The sequence below is a fragment of the Pseudomonas sp. PDM28 genome (assembly GCF_019219115.1).
Lineage (GTDB): Bacteria > Pseudomonadota > Gammaproteobacteria > Pseudomonadales > Pseudomonadaceae > Aquipseudomonas > Aquipseudomonas laurylsulfatiphila.
This window is the reverse complement of the sequence record NZ_JAHUWG010000011.1, coordinates 87,375-104,380: the sequence shown is the minus strand read 5'-3', so window position 1 is coordinate 104,380 and position 17,006 is coordinate 87,375. Positions and strand designations below refer to the sequence as shown.

Below are 17,006 nucleotides of genomic sequence, written 5' to 3'. Positions count from 1 at the left end.
AGCAAATTATATGCCTGAAACTGAAGGATTTGCCTAGAGCGCTGTAACAATAAAAAACTATAAATTTGTGTTGCGGTGCTGCCCTTGTTGGGGGCTGAACATCCTGCTTTGCATGAAGCGCCGATGAATCGCGAGTTCGGTGCCCGGGCGACTGCCTGGGCACAGCTCAGCGTTTACAGGCGGAACTCATGGCCCAGGTACACTTCCTTCACCAGATCATTGGCCAGGATAGTCTCTGCGTCACCTTCGGCAATCAGTTGGCCGTCATTGACGATATAGGCGGTTTCACAGATATCCAGGGTTTCACGAACGTTGTGGTCCGTGATCAGCACGCCAATGCCTTTGGCCTTGAGGTGGTAAATGATCTGTTTGATGTCGCCGACCGAAATCGGGTCCACGCCGGCGAACGGTTCATCGAGGAGGATGAATTTCGGGTTGGTGGCCAGGGCGCGGGCGATTTCCACGCGGCGGCGCTCACCACCGGACAGGCTCATGCCGAGGTTGTCGCGGATGTGGCTGATGTGGAATTCCTGCAGCAGGCTTTCCAGCTCCTTGCGACGACCGGCCTTGTCGAGCTCCTTACGGGTCTCGAGGATGGCCATGATGTTGTCGGCCACCGACAATTTGCGGAAGATCGATGCTTCTTGCGGCAAATAGCCGATACCGGCTTTTGCGCGGCCGTGCATCGGCTGGTGGCTGACGTCCAGGTCATCGATCAGAACGCGGCCCTGGTCGGCTTGCACCAGGCCCACGATCATGTAGAAGCAGGTGGTCTTGCCGGCGCCGTTCGGGCCAAGCAGGCCGACGATCTGACCGCTGTCGATGGACAGGCTGACATCACGCACGACCTGGCGGCTCTTGTAGCTCTTGGCCAGATGCTGAGCTTTCAGAGTTGCCATTACTGGGCCTTTTTCTCGTCGGTTTTCTTCTTCGGCTGGATCACCATGTCGATGCGCGGACGCGACTCGGTCACCTTGCTGCCGGTGGCGCGCCCGGCGCTGGCCAGCTTCTTCTCGGTGTCGTAGACGATTTTCTCGCCTTGGGTGACGTTGTTGTCCTTGTCGACAACCTTGGCCTTGTCGATCAACACGACGCGATTTTGCGTGGCGTGATACTGGATGGTCACGCCCCAACCCTGAACAGGCTTGGTATCGCCAGCCGTCTGCAATTGCTCGAAGTACGCCAGGTTGCCCACCGAGGTCACTACGTCAATATCGCCAGTCGGGGTGCGGGTGATGGTAACGGTGTTGCCTGTCACCTTCATCGAGCCTTGGGTGATGATCACGTCACCCTTGTAGGTAGCAATACCTTGCTTGTCGTCCAGTTGGGCATCGTCGGCCTGAATGCGGATAGGCTGCTGTTGGTCTTCCGGCAGAGCCCAGGCGCTCACGCTTCCCAGTGCTGCGCCCAGACTGAGCAAAATCGGGAGGGTTTTAACGAGCCTCATACTGTCCTCTTACGTTCGATAGCAGGTGTATCCTGCTTTCTTTCAAATACGCTTTCATTCCCTTGCCAGTCGATACACCGCCAGCGCCGTCGATTCTAACGTCTTGCTCGGTCTGCGCATATTGCTGCTGCGGGAACACGGTCATGCGGGTGCTGGTGATCAGGGTCTTGCGGTTTTTCTCGTCGAAGCGCGTGATGCGCACGTCATCGATAAGTTCGACCTGCGTGCCGTCAGGGTTGACCTCACCGTGCAGGCTCTGGACGTGCCACGGGAATTCGGTGCCGCGGAACACGTTCAGGTCGGGATTGGTCAGCAGCGTCACCTCGGTCGCCTTCAGGTGCTCGACCTTGTCGGACACCAGATCATATTGCAGCTTGCCGTCCGGCAGGTACTGCACGCTGTGGGCGTTGATGGCGTAATAGTCGATCGCGCTTTCGTCGACCGGCGTTACCGGCTTGTCGAGGAAGCGTTCCGGGCTGATGTTCCAGTAGCCAACCGCGGCGAATATCGCCGCGATGCAACTGTACAGCAGGGTGTTGCGAAACTTTTTGCTCAGCATATCGGACTCACAGGTACGCCGCATTGGCCGCATCGAGGCGGTCCTGGGCGCGCAGGATCAATTCGCAGAACTCGCGAGCGGCACCTTCGCCGCCGCGGGCGAGGGTGATGCCGTGAGCATGTTCGCGCACGAAGCTGGCGGCATTGGCCACCGCCATGCCCAGGCCTACGCGGCGAATCACCGGCAGGTCCGGCAGGTCGTCGCCGAGGTAGGCCACCTGTTCGTAGCTCAAATTCAGTTGGGCCAGCAGTTCGTCGAGTACCACCAGTTTGTCTTCGCGGCCCTGATACAGGTGCGGGATGCCGAGGTTTTTGGCCCGCCGCTCGACCACCGGGGTCTTGCGGCCACTGATGATCGCAGTCTGCACGCCAGCGGCCATCAGCATCTTGATGCCTTGGCCGTCGAGCGTGTTGAACGTCTTGAATTCGCTGCCGTCTTCGAGGAAGTACAGGCGTCCATCGGTCAGCACGCCGTCGACATCGAACACCGCCAGTTTGATCTGTTTGCCGCGTTGCAGCAGGTCCGCACTCATTACATTACTCCTGCACGCAGCAAGTCGTGCATGTTCAAGGCGCCGACCGGGCGGTCTTCGCTGTCGACCACGACCAGCGCGCTGATTTTATGGTCTTCCATGATTTTCAGTGCTTCGGCGGCCAGCATTTCGGCGCGGGCGGTCTTGCCATGGGCCGTCATGACCTGGTCGATGACCACGCTGTGGATGTCGATGCTGCGGTCCAGTGTGCGGCGCAAATCACCGTCGGTGAAGATTCCGGCCAGCTTGCCGTCGGCCTCGAGGATGACAGTCATGCCCAGGCCCTTGTGGGTCATTTCCATCAAGGCATCCTTGAGCAGGGTGCCGCGCTGGACCTGCGGAAGTTCCTGGCCGGCGTGCATGACATTTTCCACTTTCAGCAGCAGGCGTCGGCCCAGGGCGCCACCGGGGTGGGAAAAGGCGAAGTCTTCGGCGGTGAAACCACGGGCTTCCAGCAGCGCGACCGCCAGGGCGTCGCCCATGACCAGTGCAGCGGTGGTCGACGAGGTAGGTGCCAGGTTCAGCGGGCAGGCTTCGTGTTCGACGTGAACATTCAGGTTGACCTCGGCGGCCTTGGCCAGCGGCGAATCAGGGTTGCCGGTCATGCTGATCAACTGTATGCCCAGGCGCTTGATCAGTGGCAGCAGGGTAACGATTTCATTGGTGGAGCCGGAATTCGAGAGCGCCAGAATGATGTCGTCGCGGGTAATCATGCCCATGTCACCATGGCTGGCTTCCGCCGGGTGCACAAAAAATGCCGTGGTGCCGGTGCTGGCCAGGGTCGCGGCGATTTTGTTGCCGATGTGCCCCGACTTGCCCATGCCGACCACGACCACGCGGCCTTTGCTGGCCAGAATCATCTCGCAAGCGCGTACGAAATCTGCGTCGATTTGCGGTAGCAGGCCTTGTACGGCTTCTACTTCGAGGCGGATGGTGCGTTGTGCTGATTGAATCAGGTCGCTGGATTGGCTCATGTCAGAAATCGTATAGCCTGATGAAAAGGCGGCGATTATAGCGGTTATGATTGAATCCCTCACGCAAGTTCGTCGCGCATTGTCATTCCTTGTTACCTGAAACCCTCTAGACGGGGCTTTGAACCACTCCTGCAGTTGCAGATGACTCGGCTTTGGCCTTGGGCGCGCGGCCTTTGCAGTGATATAGTTCGCCGCCAGTTCGGCCTGCCCGGGAGGTATGTGCTTTCGTCAGAAAGTCAGGCGTCCGAGTGAGAGGCTGCATCGCAAGGAGTTTAGATGAGTGCCGATAACGCCTACGCGGTCGAGCTGAAGGGACTGTCCTTCAAGCGCGGTGCGCGCAGCATTTTCAATAATGTCGATATCCGTATCCCGCGTGGCAAGGTCACCGGCATCATGGGGCCTTCCGGGTGCGGCAAGACCACGCTTTTGCGTCTGATGGGCGCCCAGTTGCGCCCCACCAAGGGCGAAGTCTGGGTCAACGGTCAGAACCTGCCAGAACTGTCGCGCAGCGACCTGTTCGATGCGCGCAAGCATATGGGCGTGCTGTTTCAGAGTGGTGCGCTGTTTACCGACCTCGATGTCTTCGAGAACGTCGCGTTTCCGTTGCGGGTTCATACGCAACTGCCGGAAGAAATGATCCGTGACATCGTCCTGCTCAAATTGCAGGCCGTTGGTTTGCGCGGAGCCATCGACCTGATGCCCGACGAGCTGTCCGGCGGCATGAAGCGCCGTGTTGCACTGGCCCGGGCGATTGCGCTCGATCCACAGATCCTCATGTACGACGAACCCTTTGTCGGCCAGGACCCCATCGCCATGGGCGTTCTGGTGCGTCTGATTCGCTTGCTCAACGATGCGCTGGGCATCACCAGCATCGTGGTTTCCCACGACCTGGCCGAGACCGCGAGCATTGCCGATTACATTTATGTGGTGGGCGATGGCCAGGTGTTGGGGCAGGGGACCCCGGACGAATTGATGAACTCGGATGAACCGCGCATTCGTCAGTTCATGACCGGCGAACCCGATGGCCCGGTTCCGTACCACTTTCCAGCGACGGATTACCGCGCAGATATTCTGGGGAAGCGCTGATGCGCAGAATTTCATTGATGGAGCGCGTTCGCCGCTTCGGCCAGGCCGGCATCGATGTGCTGGCGGTGTTCGGGCGTTCGGCTTTGTTCCTGTTTCATGCCTTGCTTGGTCGCGGTGGTATCGGTGGCGGCTTCGGGCTGCTGGTCAAGCAGCTGCATTCGGTGGGCGTGATGTCCCTGGTGATCATCGTGGTCTCCGGGGTGTTCATCGGCATGGTGCTGGCGCTGCAGGGCTTCAACATCCTTTCCAGCTATGGTTCGGAGCAGGCTGTCGGGCAGATGGTTGCGCTGACGCTGCTGCGAGAACTGGGGCCGGTGGTGACCGCCTTGCTGTTCGCCGGGCGCGCCGGTTCGGCGTTGACCGCGGAAATCGGCAACATGAAGTCCACCGAGCAGTTGTCCAGCCTGGAAATGATCGGGGTTGACCCGCTCAAGTACATCATCGCGCCACGCTTGTGGGCCGGCTTCATTTCCCTGCCGGTGCTGGCGATGATTTTCAGTGTGGTGGGCATCTGGGGCGGCTCGTGGGTCGCTGTCGACTGGCTGGGGGTCTATGAAGGTTCCTACTGGTCGAACATGCAGAACAGCGTGACGTTCACTGAGGATGTGCTCAACGGGATCATCAAAAGCATCGTCTTTGCCTTTGTCGTGACCTGGATCGCCGTATTCCAAGGCTATGACTGCGAACCCACTTCCGAGGGGATCAGTCGTGCCACTACCAAGACCGTTGTCTATGCCTCGTTGGCAGTACTCGGCCTGGACTTTATTCTGACCGCCTTGATGTTTGGAGATTTCTGATGCAAAACCGCACCCTGGAAATCGGTGTCGGCCTTTTCTTGCTGGCTGGCATCCTGGCTTTGCTCTTGTTGGCGTTGCGGGTCAGTGGGCTGTCCCCGACTCCGAGCACCGACACTTATAAACTTTACGCATACTTTGACAATATCGCCGGTTTGACTGTCAGAGCAAAGGTGACCATGGCCGGTGTGACCATCGGCAAGGTCACGGCCATCGATCTGGATCGCGACAGCTTTACGGGTCGGGTGACCATGCAGCTGGAAAAACGCATCGATAATCTGCCGGCGGACTCCACTGCATCTATCCTGACCGCTGGGTTGTTGGGTGAGAAGTACATCGGTATCAGCGTGGGCGGGGAAGACACCCTGCTCAAGGATGGTGGAACCATCCATGACACGCAGTCATCGCTGGTACTCGAGGACCTGATCGGTAAATTCCTGCTCAATACCGTTAGCAAAGAAGCTAAATGAGGAACTGTTAAATGATCTCTACCTTGCGACGTGGCCTGTTGGTAATGCTCGCGGTGTTTCCGTTGGTGTCCCACGCCGTAGCGGCACCTTCGGCGCACGATCTGGTGCAGGACACAACCAACCGTATGCTCGCGGACCTGGCGGCAAACAAAGAGAAGTACAAGCAGGATCCGCAAGATTTTTATGCGGCGCTGAACACCATCGTCGGGCCGGTCGTGGATGCCGAGGGTATTTCCAAGAGCATCATGACGGTCAAGTACTCGCGCAAAGCTACGCCTGAGCAGATGAAGACCTTCGAAGAAAACTTCAAGAAGGGCCTGTTCCAGTTCTATGGCAATGCCTTGCTGGAGTACAACAACCAGGGCATCACCGTTGAACCGGCCAAGGACGAGTCGGGCGACCGTACCAGCGTTGGCATGACTGTCAAAGGCAGCAGCGGCGCGATCTATCCGGTGTCCTACACGCTGGAAAAGATCAACGGCGAGTGGAAGCTGCGTAACGTCATCATCAATGGCATCAATATCGGCAAGCTGTTCCGCGATCAGTTCGCCGATGCGATGCAGCGCAATGGCAACGACCTGGACAAGACCATCAATGGTTGGGCCGGGGAAGTCGCCAAGGCCAAGGAATCCACCGAGAAGCAGACCCAATGAGTGAGTCGGCAGTCCTGATGGACGAAGCGGGTGAGCTGCGACTCAGTGGCGTGCTGGATTATCGCACCGGCCCCGGCCTGCGTGAGCAGGGCAGGGCGCTGATCAAGGCCAGCAAGGCTGCGGCGCTGGTGGTCGATTGTTCGGCGGTGACCAAGTCCAGCAGTGTCGGTTTGTCATTGCTGCTGTGCTTCATCCGCGATGCTCAGGCGGCCGGCAAGGCGTTGAGCATCCGTGGAATGCCGGAAGACATGCGTGAAATCGCTCAGGTCAGCGAGCTGACCGAGCTGTTGGCGCATCCCTAACCCGCATCTATAAAGAAGCCCCCCGTCAGAGTCCTGCTTCGCGGGGTTCGCAGGCGCGGGGCTTTTTTGTATGATGTCCGACCCGCGCGCACAGGGCGCCGATTGAGGTTGAGCATGCAGGCCGTAGAAGTGAAGAGCTTCCTTGAAGGAAAGCTGCCCGGAACGTTGGTAGAAGTCGAGGGCGAAGGCTGCAATTTCCAGCTGAATGTGATTAGCGATGAACTGGCGGCGATGAGCCCGGTGAAGCGTCAGCAGCAGATCTATGCCCATTTGAACCCATGGATCACCGATGGCAGCATCCATGCGGTCACAATGAAATTTTTCAGCAGCGCGGCCTGGGCCGAGCGCACCTGAGCCCAAGGGCGTCGAGATTCTTATGGATAAATTGATTATTACTGGCGGTGCTCGTCTTGATGGCGAAATCCGCATCTCCGGGGCAAAGAACTCTGCCCTGCCGATCCTGGCTGCCACGCTGCTGTGCGATGGTCCGGTGACCGTTGCCAACCTGCCGCACCTGCACGACATCACCACCATGATCGAACTGTTCGGTCGCATGGGGATCGAGCCGGTGATCGACGAAAAACTCGCCGTCGAAATCGACCCGCGCACCATCAAGACCCTGGTCGCACCGTACGAACTGGTTAAAACCATGCGTGCGTCGATCCTGGTGCTGGGCCCGATGGTTGCCCGTTTCGGCGAAGCCGAAGTCGCGCTGCCTGGCGGTTGCGCCATCGGTTCGCGTCCGGTTGACCTGCACATCCGTGGCCTGGAAGCCATGGGCGCGGTCATCGACGTCGAAGGCGGCTACATCAAGGCCAAGGCGCCTGAGGGCGGCTTGCGCGGTGCGCACTTCTTCTTCGATACCGTCAGTGTGACCGGTACCGAAAACATCATGATGGCCGCTGCACTGGCCAAGGGCCGTAGCGTTCTGGCCAACGCCGCGCGCGAACCTGAAGTGGTCGACCTGGCGAACTTCCTCAACGCCATGGGCGCCAAGGTTTCCGGCGCCGGCACCGACACCATCACCATCGATGGCGTCGAGCGTCTGCACACCACCACTTACAAGGTGATGCCGGACCGTATCGAAACCGGTACCTACCTGGTTGCCGCTGCCGTGACCGGCGGCCGCGTGAAGGTCAAGGACACGGATCCGACCATCCTCGAAGCCGTTCTGGAAAAACTCCGGGAGTCCGGTGCCGAAATCACCTGCGGCGAAGACTGGATCGAGCTGAACATGCACGGCAAGCGTCCGAAAGCCGTCAACGTGCGGACCGCTCCGTACCCGGCGTTCCCGACCGACATGCAAGCGCAGTTCATCTCCCTCAACGCCATTGCCGAAGGCACGGGCGCTGTGATCGAAACGATCTTCGAAAACCGCTTCATGCACGTCTACGAACTGCACCGCATGGGCGCCAAGATCCAGGTCGAGGGCAACACTGCCATCGTCACCGGCACCGAGAAGCTCAAGGGCGCGCCAGTGATGGCCACCGACCTGCGTGCTTCGGCCAGCCTGGTGATCTCGGCCCTGGTCGCCGAGGGCGACACCCTGATCGACCGCATCTACCACATAGACCGTGGCTACGAGTGCATCGAGGAAAAACTGCAGATGCTGGGCGCCAAGATCCGTCGCGTCCCGGGCTAGTACTGCTGCATGGGCACAGGGAGGTGCCCGTTGGATTGTTGTAGGTCGAGCCGGTTTCCGGCTCGACGCGTGTCCGGCGCCGATTGCGACCGGGCATAAGATTCCTGATTAAGGGCTGACGTTTCCCATGCTGACTATCGCACTGTCCAAGGGCCGCATCCTTGACGACACATTGCCGCTTCTGGCTGAAGCGGGCATCGTGCCGACCGAGAATCCGGACAAGAGCCGCAAGCTGATCATCCCCACGACCCAGGACGATGTCCGTCTGCTGATCGTGCGTGCCACCGATGTGCCGACCTATGTCGAACATGGTGCTGCCGACCTCGGCGTCGCCGGTAAAGATGTGCTGATGGAATACGGCGGCCAGGGCCTGTACGAGCCGCTGGACCTGCAAATTGCCCAGTGCAAGCTGATGACCGCCGGTAAAGTCGGTGCAGTCGAGCCCAAGGGCCGTCTGCGTATCGCCACCAAGTTCGTCAATGTTGCCAAGCGCTACTACGCCGAACAGGGTCGTCAGGTCGACATCATCAAGCTTTACGGTTCGATGGAGCTGGCGCCGCTGATCGGTCTGGCGGACAAGATCATCGACGTGGTCGACACCGGTAACACGCTACGGGCCAACGGCCTGGAGCCACAGGATTTCATCGCGGCCATCAGCTCCCGCCTGATCGTCAACAAGGCTTCGATGAAAATGCAGCACGCCCGTATCCAGGCGTTGATCGACACCCTGCGCAAGGCAGTGGAGTCTCGACACCGCGGCTGATTCACCTGCGCGACCGCAAGGCGCGCCGTCTATCCGCCTCATAGCCAGAATTCTCAGGTGCCCAAGCGGATCGAATGTTAGCTTCGGGCGCCTGAGTTTTTTGCCATTCCTATGAGGCTCTCGCTATGACCGCACTGACTGCAATTCGCCGACTCAACGCTGCTGACCCGGATTTCGCGCATCATCTGGATCATCTGCTGAGCTGGGAAAGTGTGTCTGACGACTCGGTCAATCAGCGAGTGCTGGACATCATCAAGGCCGTGCGCGAGCGCGGTGACGCGGCGCTGGTGGACTTCACCCGTCAGTTCGACGGCCTGGACGTGAAGACCATGGCCGACCTGATCCTGCCGCGCGAGCGTCTGGAGTTGGCGCTGACCCGCATCTCCGTGGCCCAGCGCGAAGCACTGGAAGTCGCCGCAGCCCGCGTGCGCAGCTACCACGAGAAGCAGAAGCAGGACTCCTGGAGTTACACCGAGGCGGACGGCACCGTACTGGGCCAGAAAGTCACGCCGCTGGATCGTGCCGGTCTGTACGTGCCGGGCGGCAAGGCGTCGTACCCGTCGTCGGTGTTGATGAACGCGATTCCGGCAAAGGTGGCCGGCGTTACCGAAGTGGTCATGGTCGTGCCGACCCCGCGCGGTGAAATCAACGAGCTTGTGCTGGCTGCGGCCTGCATCGCCGGTGTCGACCGCGTGTTCACCATCGGCGGTGCCCAGGCCGTAGCGGCGCTGGCTTACGGCACCGAAAGCGTGCCGAAGGTCGACAAGGTCGTCGGCCCGGGCAACATCTATGTGGCTACCGCCAAGCGCCACGTGTTTGGCCAGGTCGGCATCGACATGATCGCCGGCCCTTCGGAAATCCTCGTGGTGTGCGACGGCCAGACCGATCCGGACTGGATCGCCATGGACCTGTTCTCCCAGGCCGAGCACGACGAAGACGCCCAGGCCATTCTGGTCAGCCCCGATGCCGGGTTCCTCGACAAGGTCGCCGCCAGCATCGCCAAATTGATGCCGACCATGGAGCGTGCCGCAATCATCGAAACCTCGATCAATGGCCGTGGTGCACTGATCAAGGTTCGTGACATGGAACAGGCCATCGAAGTGGCCAACCGCATCGCGCCGGAGCACCTCGAGTTGTCCGTTGCCGATCCGCAAGCCTGGCTCCCGCAGATCCGCCACGCCGGCGCGATCTTCATGGGCCGTCACACCTCCGAAGCCCTGGGCGACTACTGCGCAGGCCCGAACCACGTGTTGCCGACCTCCGGCACCGCGCGTTTCTCCTCGCCGCTGGGTGTGTACGATTTCCAGAAACGCTCGTCGATCATCTTCTGCTCCGAGCAGGGCGCATCGGAACTGGGCAAGACCGCATCCGTGCTGGCCCGTGGCGAGTCGCTGACCGCGCACGCGCGTAGCGCCGAATATCGCATCGTTGACGACAAGCAGGGGAACTGAACATGAGTAAATTCTGGAGCCCGTTCGTCAAGAATCTGGTGCCTTACGTGCCGGGCGAGCAGCCGAAACTGGCAAAGCTGGTGAAGCTCAACACCAATGAAAACCCGTACGGTCCATCGCCCAAGGCCTTGGCCGCGATGCAGACCGAACTGAACGACAACCTGCGCCTGTACCCGGACCCGAACAGCGACCTGCTGAAGAATGCGGTCGCCAGGTACTACGGCGTGCAAGGCAATCAGGTGTTCCTCGGCAACGGTTCCGACGAAGTCCTGGCGCACATCTTCCACGGTTTGCTGCAGCACGATCAGCCGCTGCTGTTCCCGGACATCAGCTACAGCTTCTATCCGGTCTACTGCGGACTGTATGGCATCAACTTCGACGCGGTGCCGCTGGACGAGCAATTCCGGATCAACCCGGCGGACTACGCCAGGCCGAACGGCGGGATCATCTTCCCCAACCCGAACGCACCGACCGGCTGCCTGCTGGCGCTGGAAGCGGTGGAGCAGATTCTCAAGGCCAGCCCGGATTCGGTGGTCGTGGTGGACGAGGCCTACATCGATTTCGGCGGCGAGACGGCAATCACTCTGGTCGATCGTTATCCCAACCTGCTGGTGACCCAGACCCTGTCCAAGTCCCGCTCCCTGGCCGGTCTGCGGGTTGGCCTGGCGGTGGGGCATCCGGACCTGATCGAGGCGCTGGAGCGGATCAAGAACAGCTTCAACTCCTATCCGCTGGATCGCATGGCGAATGTCGGCGCCGCTGCCGCGTTCGAGGATCGCGAGTATTTCGACAAGACCTGCCGGTTGGTGATCGAGAATCGCGAGAAGGTCGTCGGCCAATTGCAGGCCAAGGGATTTGAAGTGCTGCCGTCAGCGGCGAACTTCATTTTCGCCCGTCATCCCCAGCACGATGCGGCGGGGTTGGCGGCGAAGTTGCGTGAACAGGGGGTGATCGTCCGGCACTTCAAGCAGGAGCGGATTGCCCAGTTCCTGCGGATCTCCATCGGCACGCCAGAGCAGAACCAGGCGCTGATCGACGGTCTGGGCGACCTCTAAAACGCCGCTAACCCTGTGGGAGCGTGGCTTGCCCGCGATGAACGATAACGCGGTGTACCTGTTGCACCGCGGTGTCCCCATCGCGGGCAAGCCACGCTCCCACAGGGAGTTGTGTTGGTTGCTTACTCTTCTTCTTTCTCTTTGACCGGTGCCGGCGGCGGACGCAAACCGATTTCCGCGGTCAGCTTGAGTTCCTTGCCGTTGCGCATCACCTGGATCGTGACCTTGTCGGTCGGCTTGATCCGCGCTACCTGATTCATCGAGCGACGCCCGTCACCGGCCGGTTCGCCATCGATGGCAAGAATCACGTCACCCAGTTGCAGACCGGCCTTCTGTGCCGGACCATCGCGGAAAATCCCCGCCACGACAATGCCCGGACGCCCGGACAAGCCGAAGGATTCGGCCAGTTCCTGGGTCAACGGCTGCACTTCGATACCCAGCCAGCCACGAATCACCTGGCCGTGCTCGATGATCGACTTCATCACTTCCATCGCCAGTTTTACCGGGATCGCGAAGCCGATACCCTGGGAGCCGCCGGACTTGGAGAAGATCGCCGTGTTGATGCCGGTCAGGTTGCCAATGGCGTCCACCAGTGCGCCGCCCGAGTTGCCGGGGTTGATCGCGGCATCGGTCTGGATGAAGTCTTCGTAGTTGTTCAGGCCCAGTTGATTGCGCCCGGTGGCACTGATGATGCCCATGGTCACGGTCTGGCCGACGCCGAACGGGTTGCCGATGGCCAGCGCGACATCGCCGATGCGGATGTTGTCGGAGCGCCCCACGGTGATCGACGGCAGGTTTTTCAGGTCGATTTTCAGCACCGCGAGATCAGTCTCCGGGTCGCTGCCGATCACCCGGGCCAGGGTCTCGCGGCCGTCCTTGAGCGCCACGACGATCTGGTCGGCGCCGCTGGTCACGTGGTTGTTGGTCAGGATGTAGCCTTCCGGGCTCATGATCACGCCGGAACCGAGGCTCGACTCCATGCGTTTCTGCTTGGGCGAGTTATCGCCGAAGAAACGGCGGAACTGCGGATCTTCGAACAACGGATGATTGGGTTTGTTGATGACCTTGGTGGTGTACAGGTTCACCACCGACGGCGCTGCGGTGGTGACCGCGTCGGCATAAGACACCGGGCCCTGTTGCATGCTGGTGGTTTGCGGCGCTTGCTGCAGATTGACGTCGAGGCTCGGGAGCCCGACCCACTGCGGGTAACGCTGGATTATCAAAAGAGCGACAAGCACGCCGGCCAACAGCGGCCAGCCGGAAAAACGCAGCGCCTTGAGCATTAAGCAGTTCCTGAGAGAGTTGCAGGCGGTAAGAGACCGCTCATAATGACGCGCATTATACGAGGCCGCACGCGCCTCTGAACGGGATATTTAGGAGTCTTTCATGGCCGTCGCCCTGAGCACCCTGGTCGAAGAAGCCGACCGTTACCTCAACAGCGCCAAAATCGCCGATTACTGCCCCAATGGCTTGCAAGTCGAAGGCCGTCCGCAAGTGATGCGCATTGTCAGTGGCGTCACTGCCAGCCAGGCGTTGCTGGATGCCGCGGTAGAGGCCAATGCCGATCTGGTACTGGTGCACCACGGCTACTTCTGGAAGGGTGAAAACCCGTGCATCACCGGCATGAAGCAGCGCCGTTTGAAGACCCTGCTCAAGCACGATATCAGCCTCCTGGCCTATCACCTGCCGCTGGATCTGCACCCGGATGTCGGCAATAACGTGCAGCTTGCGCGGCAGCTCGACATCACCGTCGAAGGTCCGCTGGACCCGGACAACCTGAAGATTGTCGGGCTGGTCGGCTCGTTGAACGAGCCGATGATGCCCCGGGATTTCGCCCGCCGCGTACAGGAAGTCATGGGCCGTGAGCCGCTGTTGATCGAAGGCAGCGCCATGATCCGCCGCGTCGGCTGGTGCACCGGTGGCGGCCAGGGATACATCGATCAGGCCATTTCTGCCGGCGTCGACCTGTACCTCAGCGGCGAGGCTTCCGAGCAGACCTTCCACAGTGCACGGGAAAACGACATCAGCTTCATCGCCGCCGGTCACCATGCGACCGAGCGCTACGGCGTGCAGGCCTTGGGCGACTACCTGGCGCGACGCTTTGCGCTGGAGCACATATTCATCGATTGCCCGAATCCGATCTGAATCCGGGATCCCCTGTAGGAGCGAGCTTGCTCGCGATGGTCGTCAACGATAACGCTGGAAGCCTGACACCCCGCGGTGGTCTCAGGTTCATCGCGAGCAAGCTCGCTCCTACAGAGGGGCGATGTGCCCAAACAGCGGGGCATATTCATATGCTCTTTCGATCTAGTTGGCGTCCTGATTAGAAGAGGTCGCTGTGCTAGGATCCCCGCTCGAACACGGCCCGCTGGCCGTTCATAAGAAAGCTTTCGTGAGTAGCCATGGTCGACAAACTGACGCATCTGAAACAGCTGGAGGCGGAAAGCATCCACATCATCCGCGAGGTGGCCGCCGAGTTCGACAACCCGGTGATGCTGTACTCCATCGGTAAAGACTCCGCCGTGATGCTGCATCTGGCACGCAAGGCGTTCTTCCCGGGCAAGCTGCCGTTTCCGGTGATGCACGTCGACACTCGCTGGAAATTCCAGGAGATGTACGCCTTCCGTGACAAGATGGTCGCCGAGCTGGGCCTCGACCTGATCACCCACGTCAACCCGGACGGCGTGGCGCAGAACATCAACCCGTTCACCCACGGCAGCGCCAAGCACACCGACATCATGAAGACCGAGGGCCTGAAGCAGGCACTCGACAAGCATGGTTTCGACGCAGCGTTCGGCGGCGCCCGTCGTGATGAAGAGAAGTCTCGCGCCAAGGAACGCGTGTACTCGTTCCGCGACAGCAAGCACCGCTGGGATCCGAAGAACCAGCGTCCCGAGCTGTGGAACGTCTACAACGGCAAGGTCAACAAGGGCGAATCGATCCGCGTTTTCCCGCTGTCGAACTGGACCGAACTGGACATCTGGCAGTACATCTACCTTGAAGGCATCCCGATCGTCCCGCTGTACTTCGCCGCCGAGCGTGAAGTCATCGAGAAGAACGGCACGCTGATCATGATCGACGACGAGCGCATCCTCGAGCACCTGAGCGATGAAGACAAAGCGCGCATCGTCAAAAAGAAAGTGCGTTTCCGTACCCTTGGTTGCTACCCGTTGACGGGCGCGGTGGAGTCCGAGGCCGAAAGCCTTACGGACATCATTCAGGAAATGCTCCTGACGCGAACTTCCGAGCGCCAGGGCCGTGTCATCGACCACGATGGCGCAGGCTCGATGGAAGACAAAAAACGTCAAGGTTATTTCTAAGGGGCTGTCATGTCGCATCAATCTGATTTGATCAGCGAGGACATCCTCGCCTACCTGGGCCAGCACGAACGTAAAGAGCTGCTGCGCTTTCTGACCTGCGGTAACGTCGACGACGGCAAGAGCACCCTGATCGGGCGCCTGCTGCACGACTCCAAGATGATCTACGAAGATCACCTGGAAGCGATCACCCGCGACTCGAAAAAAGTCGGCACCACCGGCGAAGACATCGACCTGGCGTTGCTGGTCGACGGTCTGCAGGCCGAGCGTGAGCAAGGCATCACCATCGATGTCGCGTACCGCTATTTCTCCACCGCCAAGCGCAAATTCATCATCGCCGACACCCCCGGCCATGAGCAGTACACCCGCAACATGGCCACCGGTGCGTCCACCTGTGACCTGGCGATCATCCTGGTCGACGCCCGCTACGGCGTGCAGACCCAGACCCGTCGCCACAGCTTCATCGCCTCGTTGCTGGGCATCAAGCACATAGTCGTGGCCATCAACAAGATGGACCTCAAGGACTTCGATCAAGGCGTGTTCGAGTCGATCAAGGCCGACTACCTGCAGTTCGCCGAAGGCCTGAAGATGAAGCCCACCAGCATGCACTTCGTGCCGATGTCGGCATTGAAGGGCGACAACGTGGTGAACAAGTCCGAGCGCTCGCCGTGGTACACCGGCCAGTCGCTGATGGAAATCCTCGAGACCGTGGAAGTGGCGGGCGACCGCAACTTCACCGACCTGCGTTTCCCGGTGCAGTACGTCAACCGTCCGAACCTGAACTTCCGTGGCTTCGCCGGTACGCTGGCCAGCGGCATCGTCAAGAAAGGCGACGAAGTCGTGGTGCTGCCGTCGGGCAAGAGCAGCCGCGTGAAGTCCATCGTCACCTTCGAAGGTGAGCTGGAACACGCAGGTCCAGGTCAGGCCGTCACGCTGACCATGGAAGACGAAATCGACATCTCCCGTGGTGACCTGTTGGTTCACGCCGACAACGTGCCGCCGGTGACCGACAGCTTCGAAGCCATGCTGGTGTGGATGGCTGAAGAACCGATGCTGCCGGGCAAAAAATACGACATCAAGCGCGCCACCAGTTACGTGCCGGGCTCCATCGCCAGCATCGTCAACAAGGTCGACGTGAACACCCTGGAAGAAGGTCCGGCCAGCGCGTTGCAGTTGAACGAAATCGGCAAGGTCAAGATCGCGCTCGACGCGCCGATTGCCCTCGACGGTTACGACAGCAACCGCACCACCGGTGCCTTCATCATCATCGACCGCCTGACCAATGGCACCGTCGGCGCCGGCATGATCGTCGCCCAGCCTTTGGCCCATGGCACCAGCACCCACCACGGCAAGCTGGCCCACGTCGCCACCGAAGAGCGCGCACAGCGCTTCGGCCAGCAACCGGCCACCGTGTTGTTCAGCGGCCTGTCGGGCGCGGGCAAGAGCACTCTGGCGTATGCCGTTGAACGCAAGCTGTTCGACCTTGGCCGTGCGGTGTTCGTGCTCGATGGCCAGAACCTGCGTCACGACCTGAACAAGGGTCTGCCACAGGATCGCGCCGGGCGTACCGAAAACTGGCGTCGTGCCGCTCACGTTGCGCGTCAGTTCAACGAAGCCGGTCTGCTGACACTGGCGGCGTTTGTTGCGCCGAGCGCCGAAGGTCGTGAACAGGCTCGGGAACTGATCGGCAAGGAACGTCTGCTGACGGTCTACGTCCAGGCTTCGCCGACCGTCTGCGCCGAGCGTGATCCGCAAGGCCTGTACGCGGCGGCCGGGGATAACATCCCGGGTGAGTCCTTCCCGTACGACGTGCCGCTGGATGCCGACCTGGTGATCGACACCCAGTCCGTGTCGCTGGAAGAAGGCGTCAAGCAAGTGCTGGGTCTGCTGCGCGAGCGTGGTGCGATTTAAGCGCTAGGCAGAAATGAAAAACCCGCCGATGAGTGATCATCGGCGGGTTT

At 60.4% G+C, this 17,006-nt stretch carries 19 protein-coding genes; 13 read left to right on the top strand and 6 right to left on the bottom strand.

The window, feature by feature from the left end:
- Positions 1–173 precede the first annotated feature (173 nt).
- From lptB to KW841_RS24250, 5 genes are read right to left on the bottom strand one after another with little or no spacing between them, the layout of a single operon-like run.
- Positions 174–899 (bottom strand): LPS export ABC transporter ATP-binding protein, encoded by a 726-nt coding sequence (gene lptB / locus KW841_RS24270; protein ID WP_007970262.1) that lies wholly within the window; start codon positions 897–899, stop codon positions 174–176.
- On the bottom strand, positions 899–1,447 hold the full coding sequence (gene lptA, locus KW841_RS24265) for a lipopolysaccharide transport periplasmic protein LptA (RefSeq protein ID WP_104450946.1): 549 nt from the start codon (positions 1,445–1,447) through the stop codon (positions 899–901). Before lptA ends, lptB begins: the two co-directional genes overlap by 1 nt.
- The gene (gene lptC, locus KW841_RS24260; protein ID WP_218480086.1) at positions 1,434–2,006 is read right to left on the bottom strand and encodes an LPS export ABC transporter periplasmic protein LptC; all 573 of its coding nucleotides are present in this window, start codon (positions 2,004–2,006) and stop codon (positions 1,434–1,436) included. The genes lptA and lptC overlap by 14 nt, the downstream gene beginning before the upstream one ends.
- A gap of 7 nt (positions 2,007–2,013) precedes the next feature.
- Positions 2,014–2,538 carry an HAD family hydrolase gene (locus KW841_RS24255; RefSeq protein ID WP_008018712.1) on the bottom strand — a complete coding sequence of 175 codons (525 nt, stop codon included), beginning with the start codon at positions 2,536–2,538 and terminating at the stop codon, positions 2,014–2,016.
- Entirely contained in the window at positions 2,538–3,512 is a 975-nt protein-coding gene (locus KW841_RS24250; RefSeq protein WP_218480085.1) for a KpsF/GutQ family sugar-phosphate isomerase, read from the bottom strand. The genes KW841_RS24255 and KW841_RS24250 overlap by 1 nt, the downstream gene beginning before the upstream one ends.
- 276 nt (positions 3,513–3,788) lie before the next feature.
- Between KW841_RS24250 and KW841_RS24245 the strand changes: the two genes are divergently transcribed.
- From KW841_RS24245 to hisC, 10 genes are all read left to right on the top strand, one after another.
- Positions 3,789–4,598, top strand: coding sequence for an ATP-binding cassette domain-containing protein (locus KW841_RS24245; RefSeq protein WP_218480084.1), 810 nt, complete (start codon positions 3,789–3,791; stop codon positions 4,596–4,598).
- A complete protein-coding gene (gene mlaE / locus KW841_RS24240; protein ID WP_007970268.1) occupies positions 4,598–5,395 on the top strand; it encodes a lipid asymmetry maintenance ABC transporter permease subunit MlaE in 798 nt (265 codons plus the stop codon). Before KW841_RS24245 ends, mlaE begins: the two co-directional genes overlap by 1 nt.
- Positions 5,395–5,862, top strand: a complete 468-nt coding sequence (gene mlaD / locus KW841_RS24235; RefSeq protein WP_007970271.1) for an outer membrane lipid asymmetry maintenance protein MlaD — start codon at positions 5,395–5,397, stop codon at positions 5,860–5,862. Before mlaE ends, mlaD begins: the two co-directional genes overlap by 1 nt.
- An 11-nt stretch (positions 5,863–5,873) precedes the next feature.
- Positions 5,874–6,515 carry a phospholipid-binding protein MlaC gene (locus KW841_RS24230; protein WP_218480083.1) on the top strand — a complete coding sequence of 214 codons (642 nt, stop codon included), beginning with the start codon at positions 5,874–5,876 and terminating at the stop codon, positions 6,513–6,515.
- The gene (locus KW841_RS24225; RefSeq protein WP_218480082.1) at positions 6,512–6,817 is read left to right on the top strand and encodes a lipid asymmetry maintenance protein MlaB; all 306 of its coding nucleotides are present in this window, start codon (positions 6,512–6,514) and stop codon (positions 6,815–6,817) included. The genes KW841_RS24230 and KW841_RS24225 overlap by 4 nt, the downstream gene beginning before the upstream one ends.
- 114 nt (positions 6,818–6,931) lie before the next feature.
- The gene (locus KW841_RS24220) at positions 6,932–7,171 is read left to right on the top strand and encodes a BolA family protein (RefSeq protein WP_015093504.1); all 240 of its coding nucleotides are present in this window, start codon (positions 6,932–6,934) and stop codon (positions 7,169–7,171) included.
- A 22-nt stretch (positions 7,172–7,193) separates the two neighbouring features.
- Positions 7,194–8,459 (top strand): UDP-N-acetylglucosamine 1-carboxyvinyltransferase, encoded by a 1,266-nt coding sequence (murA, locus tag KW841_RS24215; RefSeq protein ID WP_007970276.1) that lies wholly within the window; start codon positions 7,194–7,196, stop codon positions 8,457–8,459.
- A gap of 127 nt (positions 8,460–8,586) precedes the next feature.
- Entirely contained in the window at positions 8,587–9,222 is a 636-nt protein-coding gene (gene hisG / locus KW841_RS24210; RefSeq protein ID WP_007970278.1) for an ATP phosphoribosyltransferase, read from the top strand.
- A 125-nt stretch (positions 9,223–9,347) separates the two neighbouring features.
- Entirely contained in the window at positions 9,348–10,673 is a 1,326-nt protein-coding gene (gene hisD, locus KW841_RS24205) for a histidinol dehydrogenase (RefSeq protein WP_218480081.1), read from the top strand.
- 2 nt (positions 10,674–10,675) lie between these two features.
- On the top strand, positions 10,676–11,728 hold the full coding sequence (gene hisC, locus KW841_RS24200) for a histidinol-phosphate transaminase (RefSeq protein WP_116580972.1): 1,053 nt from the start codon (positions 10,676–10,678) through the stop codon (positions 11,726–11,728).
- Positions 11,729–11,850: 122 nt separating this feature from the next.
- Here the strand turns inward: hisC and algW are convergent, their stop codons facing one another.
- Positions 11,851–13,011 carry a Do family serine endopeptidase AlgW gene (algW, locus tag KW841_RS24195; RefSeq protein WP_007970284.1) on the bottom strand — a complete coding sequence of 387 codons (1,161 nt, stop codon included), beginning with the start codon at positions 13,009–13,011 and terminating at the stop codon, positions 11,851–11,853.
- Positions 13,012–13,114: 103 nt separating this feature from the next.
- On the opposite strand from algW, the gene KW841_RS24190 reads away from it, so the two are divergent.
- The 3 genes from KW841_RS24190 to cysN all read left to right on the top strand — a co-directional run bounded on the left by KW841_RS24190 (position 13,115) and on the right by cysN (position 16,956).
- Positions 13,115–13,873 carry a Nif3-like dinuclear metal center hexameric protein gene (locus KW841_RS24190; protein ID WP_116580973.1) on the top strand — a complete coding sequence of 253 codons (759 nt, stop codon included), beginning with the start codon at positions 13,115–13,117 and terminating at the stop codon, positions 13,871–13,873.
- 257 nt (positions 13,874–14,130) lie between these two features.
- Positions 14,131–15,048: a sulfate adenylyltransferase subunit CysD gene (gene cysD / locus KW841_RS24185; RefSeq protein ID WP_007970286.1), complete on the top strand. Its 918-nt coding sequence runs from the start codon at positions 14,131–14,133 to the stop codon at positions 15,046–15,048.
- A 9-nt stretch (positions 15,049–15,057) separates the two neighbouring features.
- Positions 15,058–16,956 carry a sulfate adenylyltransferase subunit CysN gene (cysN, locus tag KW841_RS24180; protein ID WP_102701496.1) on the top strand — a complete coding sequence of 633 codons (1,899 nt, stop codon included), beginning with the start codon at positions 15,058–15,060 and terminating at the stop codon, positions 16,954–16,956.
- Positions 16,957–17,006: the final 50 nt, after the last annotated feature.

Excerpts from the sequence above, each read along its gene's own strand:
- KW841_RS24245 (WP_218480084.1), top strand. The coding sequence starts at position 3,789 with ATGAGTGCCGATAACGCCTACGCGGTCGAGCTGAAGGGACTGTCCTTC.
- KW841_RS24220 (WP_015093504.1), top strand. The coding sequence starts at position 6,932 with ATGCAGGCCGTAGAAGTGAAGAGCTTCCTTGAAGGAAAGCTGCCCGGA.
- lptC (WP_218480086.1), bottom strand. The coding sequence starts at position 2,006 with ATGCTGAGCAAAAAGTTTCGCAACACCCTGCTGTACAGTTGCATCGCG.
- KW841_RS24225 (WP_218480082.1), top strand. The coding sequence starts at position 6,512 with ATGAGTGAGTCGGCAGTCCTGATGGACGAAGCGGGTGAGCTGCGACTC.
- mlaD (WP_007970271.1), top strand. The coding sequence starts at position 5,395 with ATGCAAAACCGCACCCTGGAAATCGGTGTCGGCCTTTTCTTGCTGGCT.
- hisC (WP_116580972.1), top strand. The coding sequence starts at position 10,676 with ATGAGTAAATTCTGGAGCCCGTTCGTCAAGAATCTGGTGCCTTACGTG.
- hisD (WP_218480081.1), top strand. The coding sequence starts at position 9,348 with ATGACCGCACTGACTGCAATTCGCCGACTCAACGCTGCTGACCCGGAT.
- hisG (WP_007970278.1), top strand. The coding sequence starts at position 8,587 with ATGCTGACTATCGCACTGTCCAAGGGCCGCATCCTTGACGACACATTG.
- murA (WP_007970276.1), top strand. The coding sequence starts at position 7,194 with ATGGATAAATTGATTATTACTGGCGGTGCTCGTCTTGATGGCGAAATC.
- algW (WP_007970284.1), bottom strand. The coding sequence starts at position 13,011 with ATGCTCAAGGCGCTGCGTTTTTCCGGCTGGCCGCTGTTGGCCGGCGTG.
- KW841_RS24190 (WP_116580973.1), top strand. The coding sequence starts at position 13,115 with ATGGCCGTCGCCCTGAGCACCCTGGTCGAAGAAGCCGACCGTTACCTC.
- lptA (WP_104450946.1), bottom strand. The coding sequence starts at position 1,447 with ATGAGGCTCGTTAAAACCCTCCCGATTTTGCTCAGTCTGGGCGCAGCA.
- cysD (WP_007970286.1), top strand. The coding sequence starts at position 14,131 with ATGGTCGACAAACTGACGCATCTGAAACAGCTGGAGGCGGAAAGCATC.
- KW841_RS24230 (WP_218480083.1), top strand. The coding sequence starts at position 5,874 with ATGATCTCTACCTTGCGACGTGGCCTGTTGGTAATGCTCGCGGTGTTT.
- lptB (WP_007970262.1), bottom strand. The coding sequence starts at position 899 with ATGGCAACTCTGAAAGCTCAGCATCTGGCCAAGAGCTACAAGAGCCGC.
- cysN (WP_102701496.1), top strand. The coding sequence starts at position 15,058 with ATGTCGCATCAATCTGATTTGATCAGCGAGGACATCCTCGCCTACCTG.
- KW841_RS24250 (WP_218480085.1), bottom strand. The coding sequence starts at position 3,512 with ATGAGCCAATCCAGCGACCTGATTCAATCAGCACAACGCACCATCCGC.
- mlaE (WP_007970268.1), top strand. The coding sequence starts at position 4,598 with ATGCGCAGAATTTCATTGATGGAGCGCGTTCGCCGCTTCGGCCAGGCC.
- KW841_RS24255 (WP_008018712.1), bottom strand. The coding sequence starts at position 2,538 with ATGAGTGCGGACCTGCTGCAACGCGGCAAACAGATCAAACTGGCGGTG.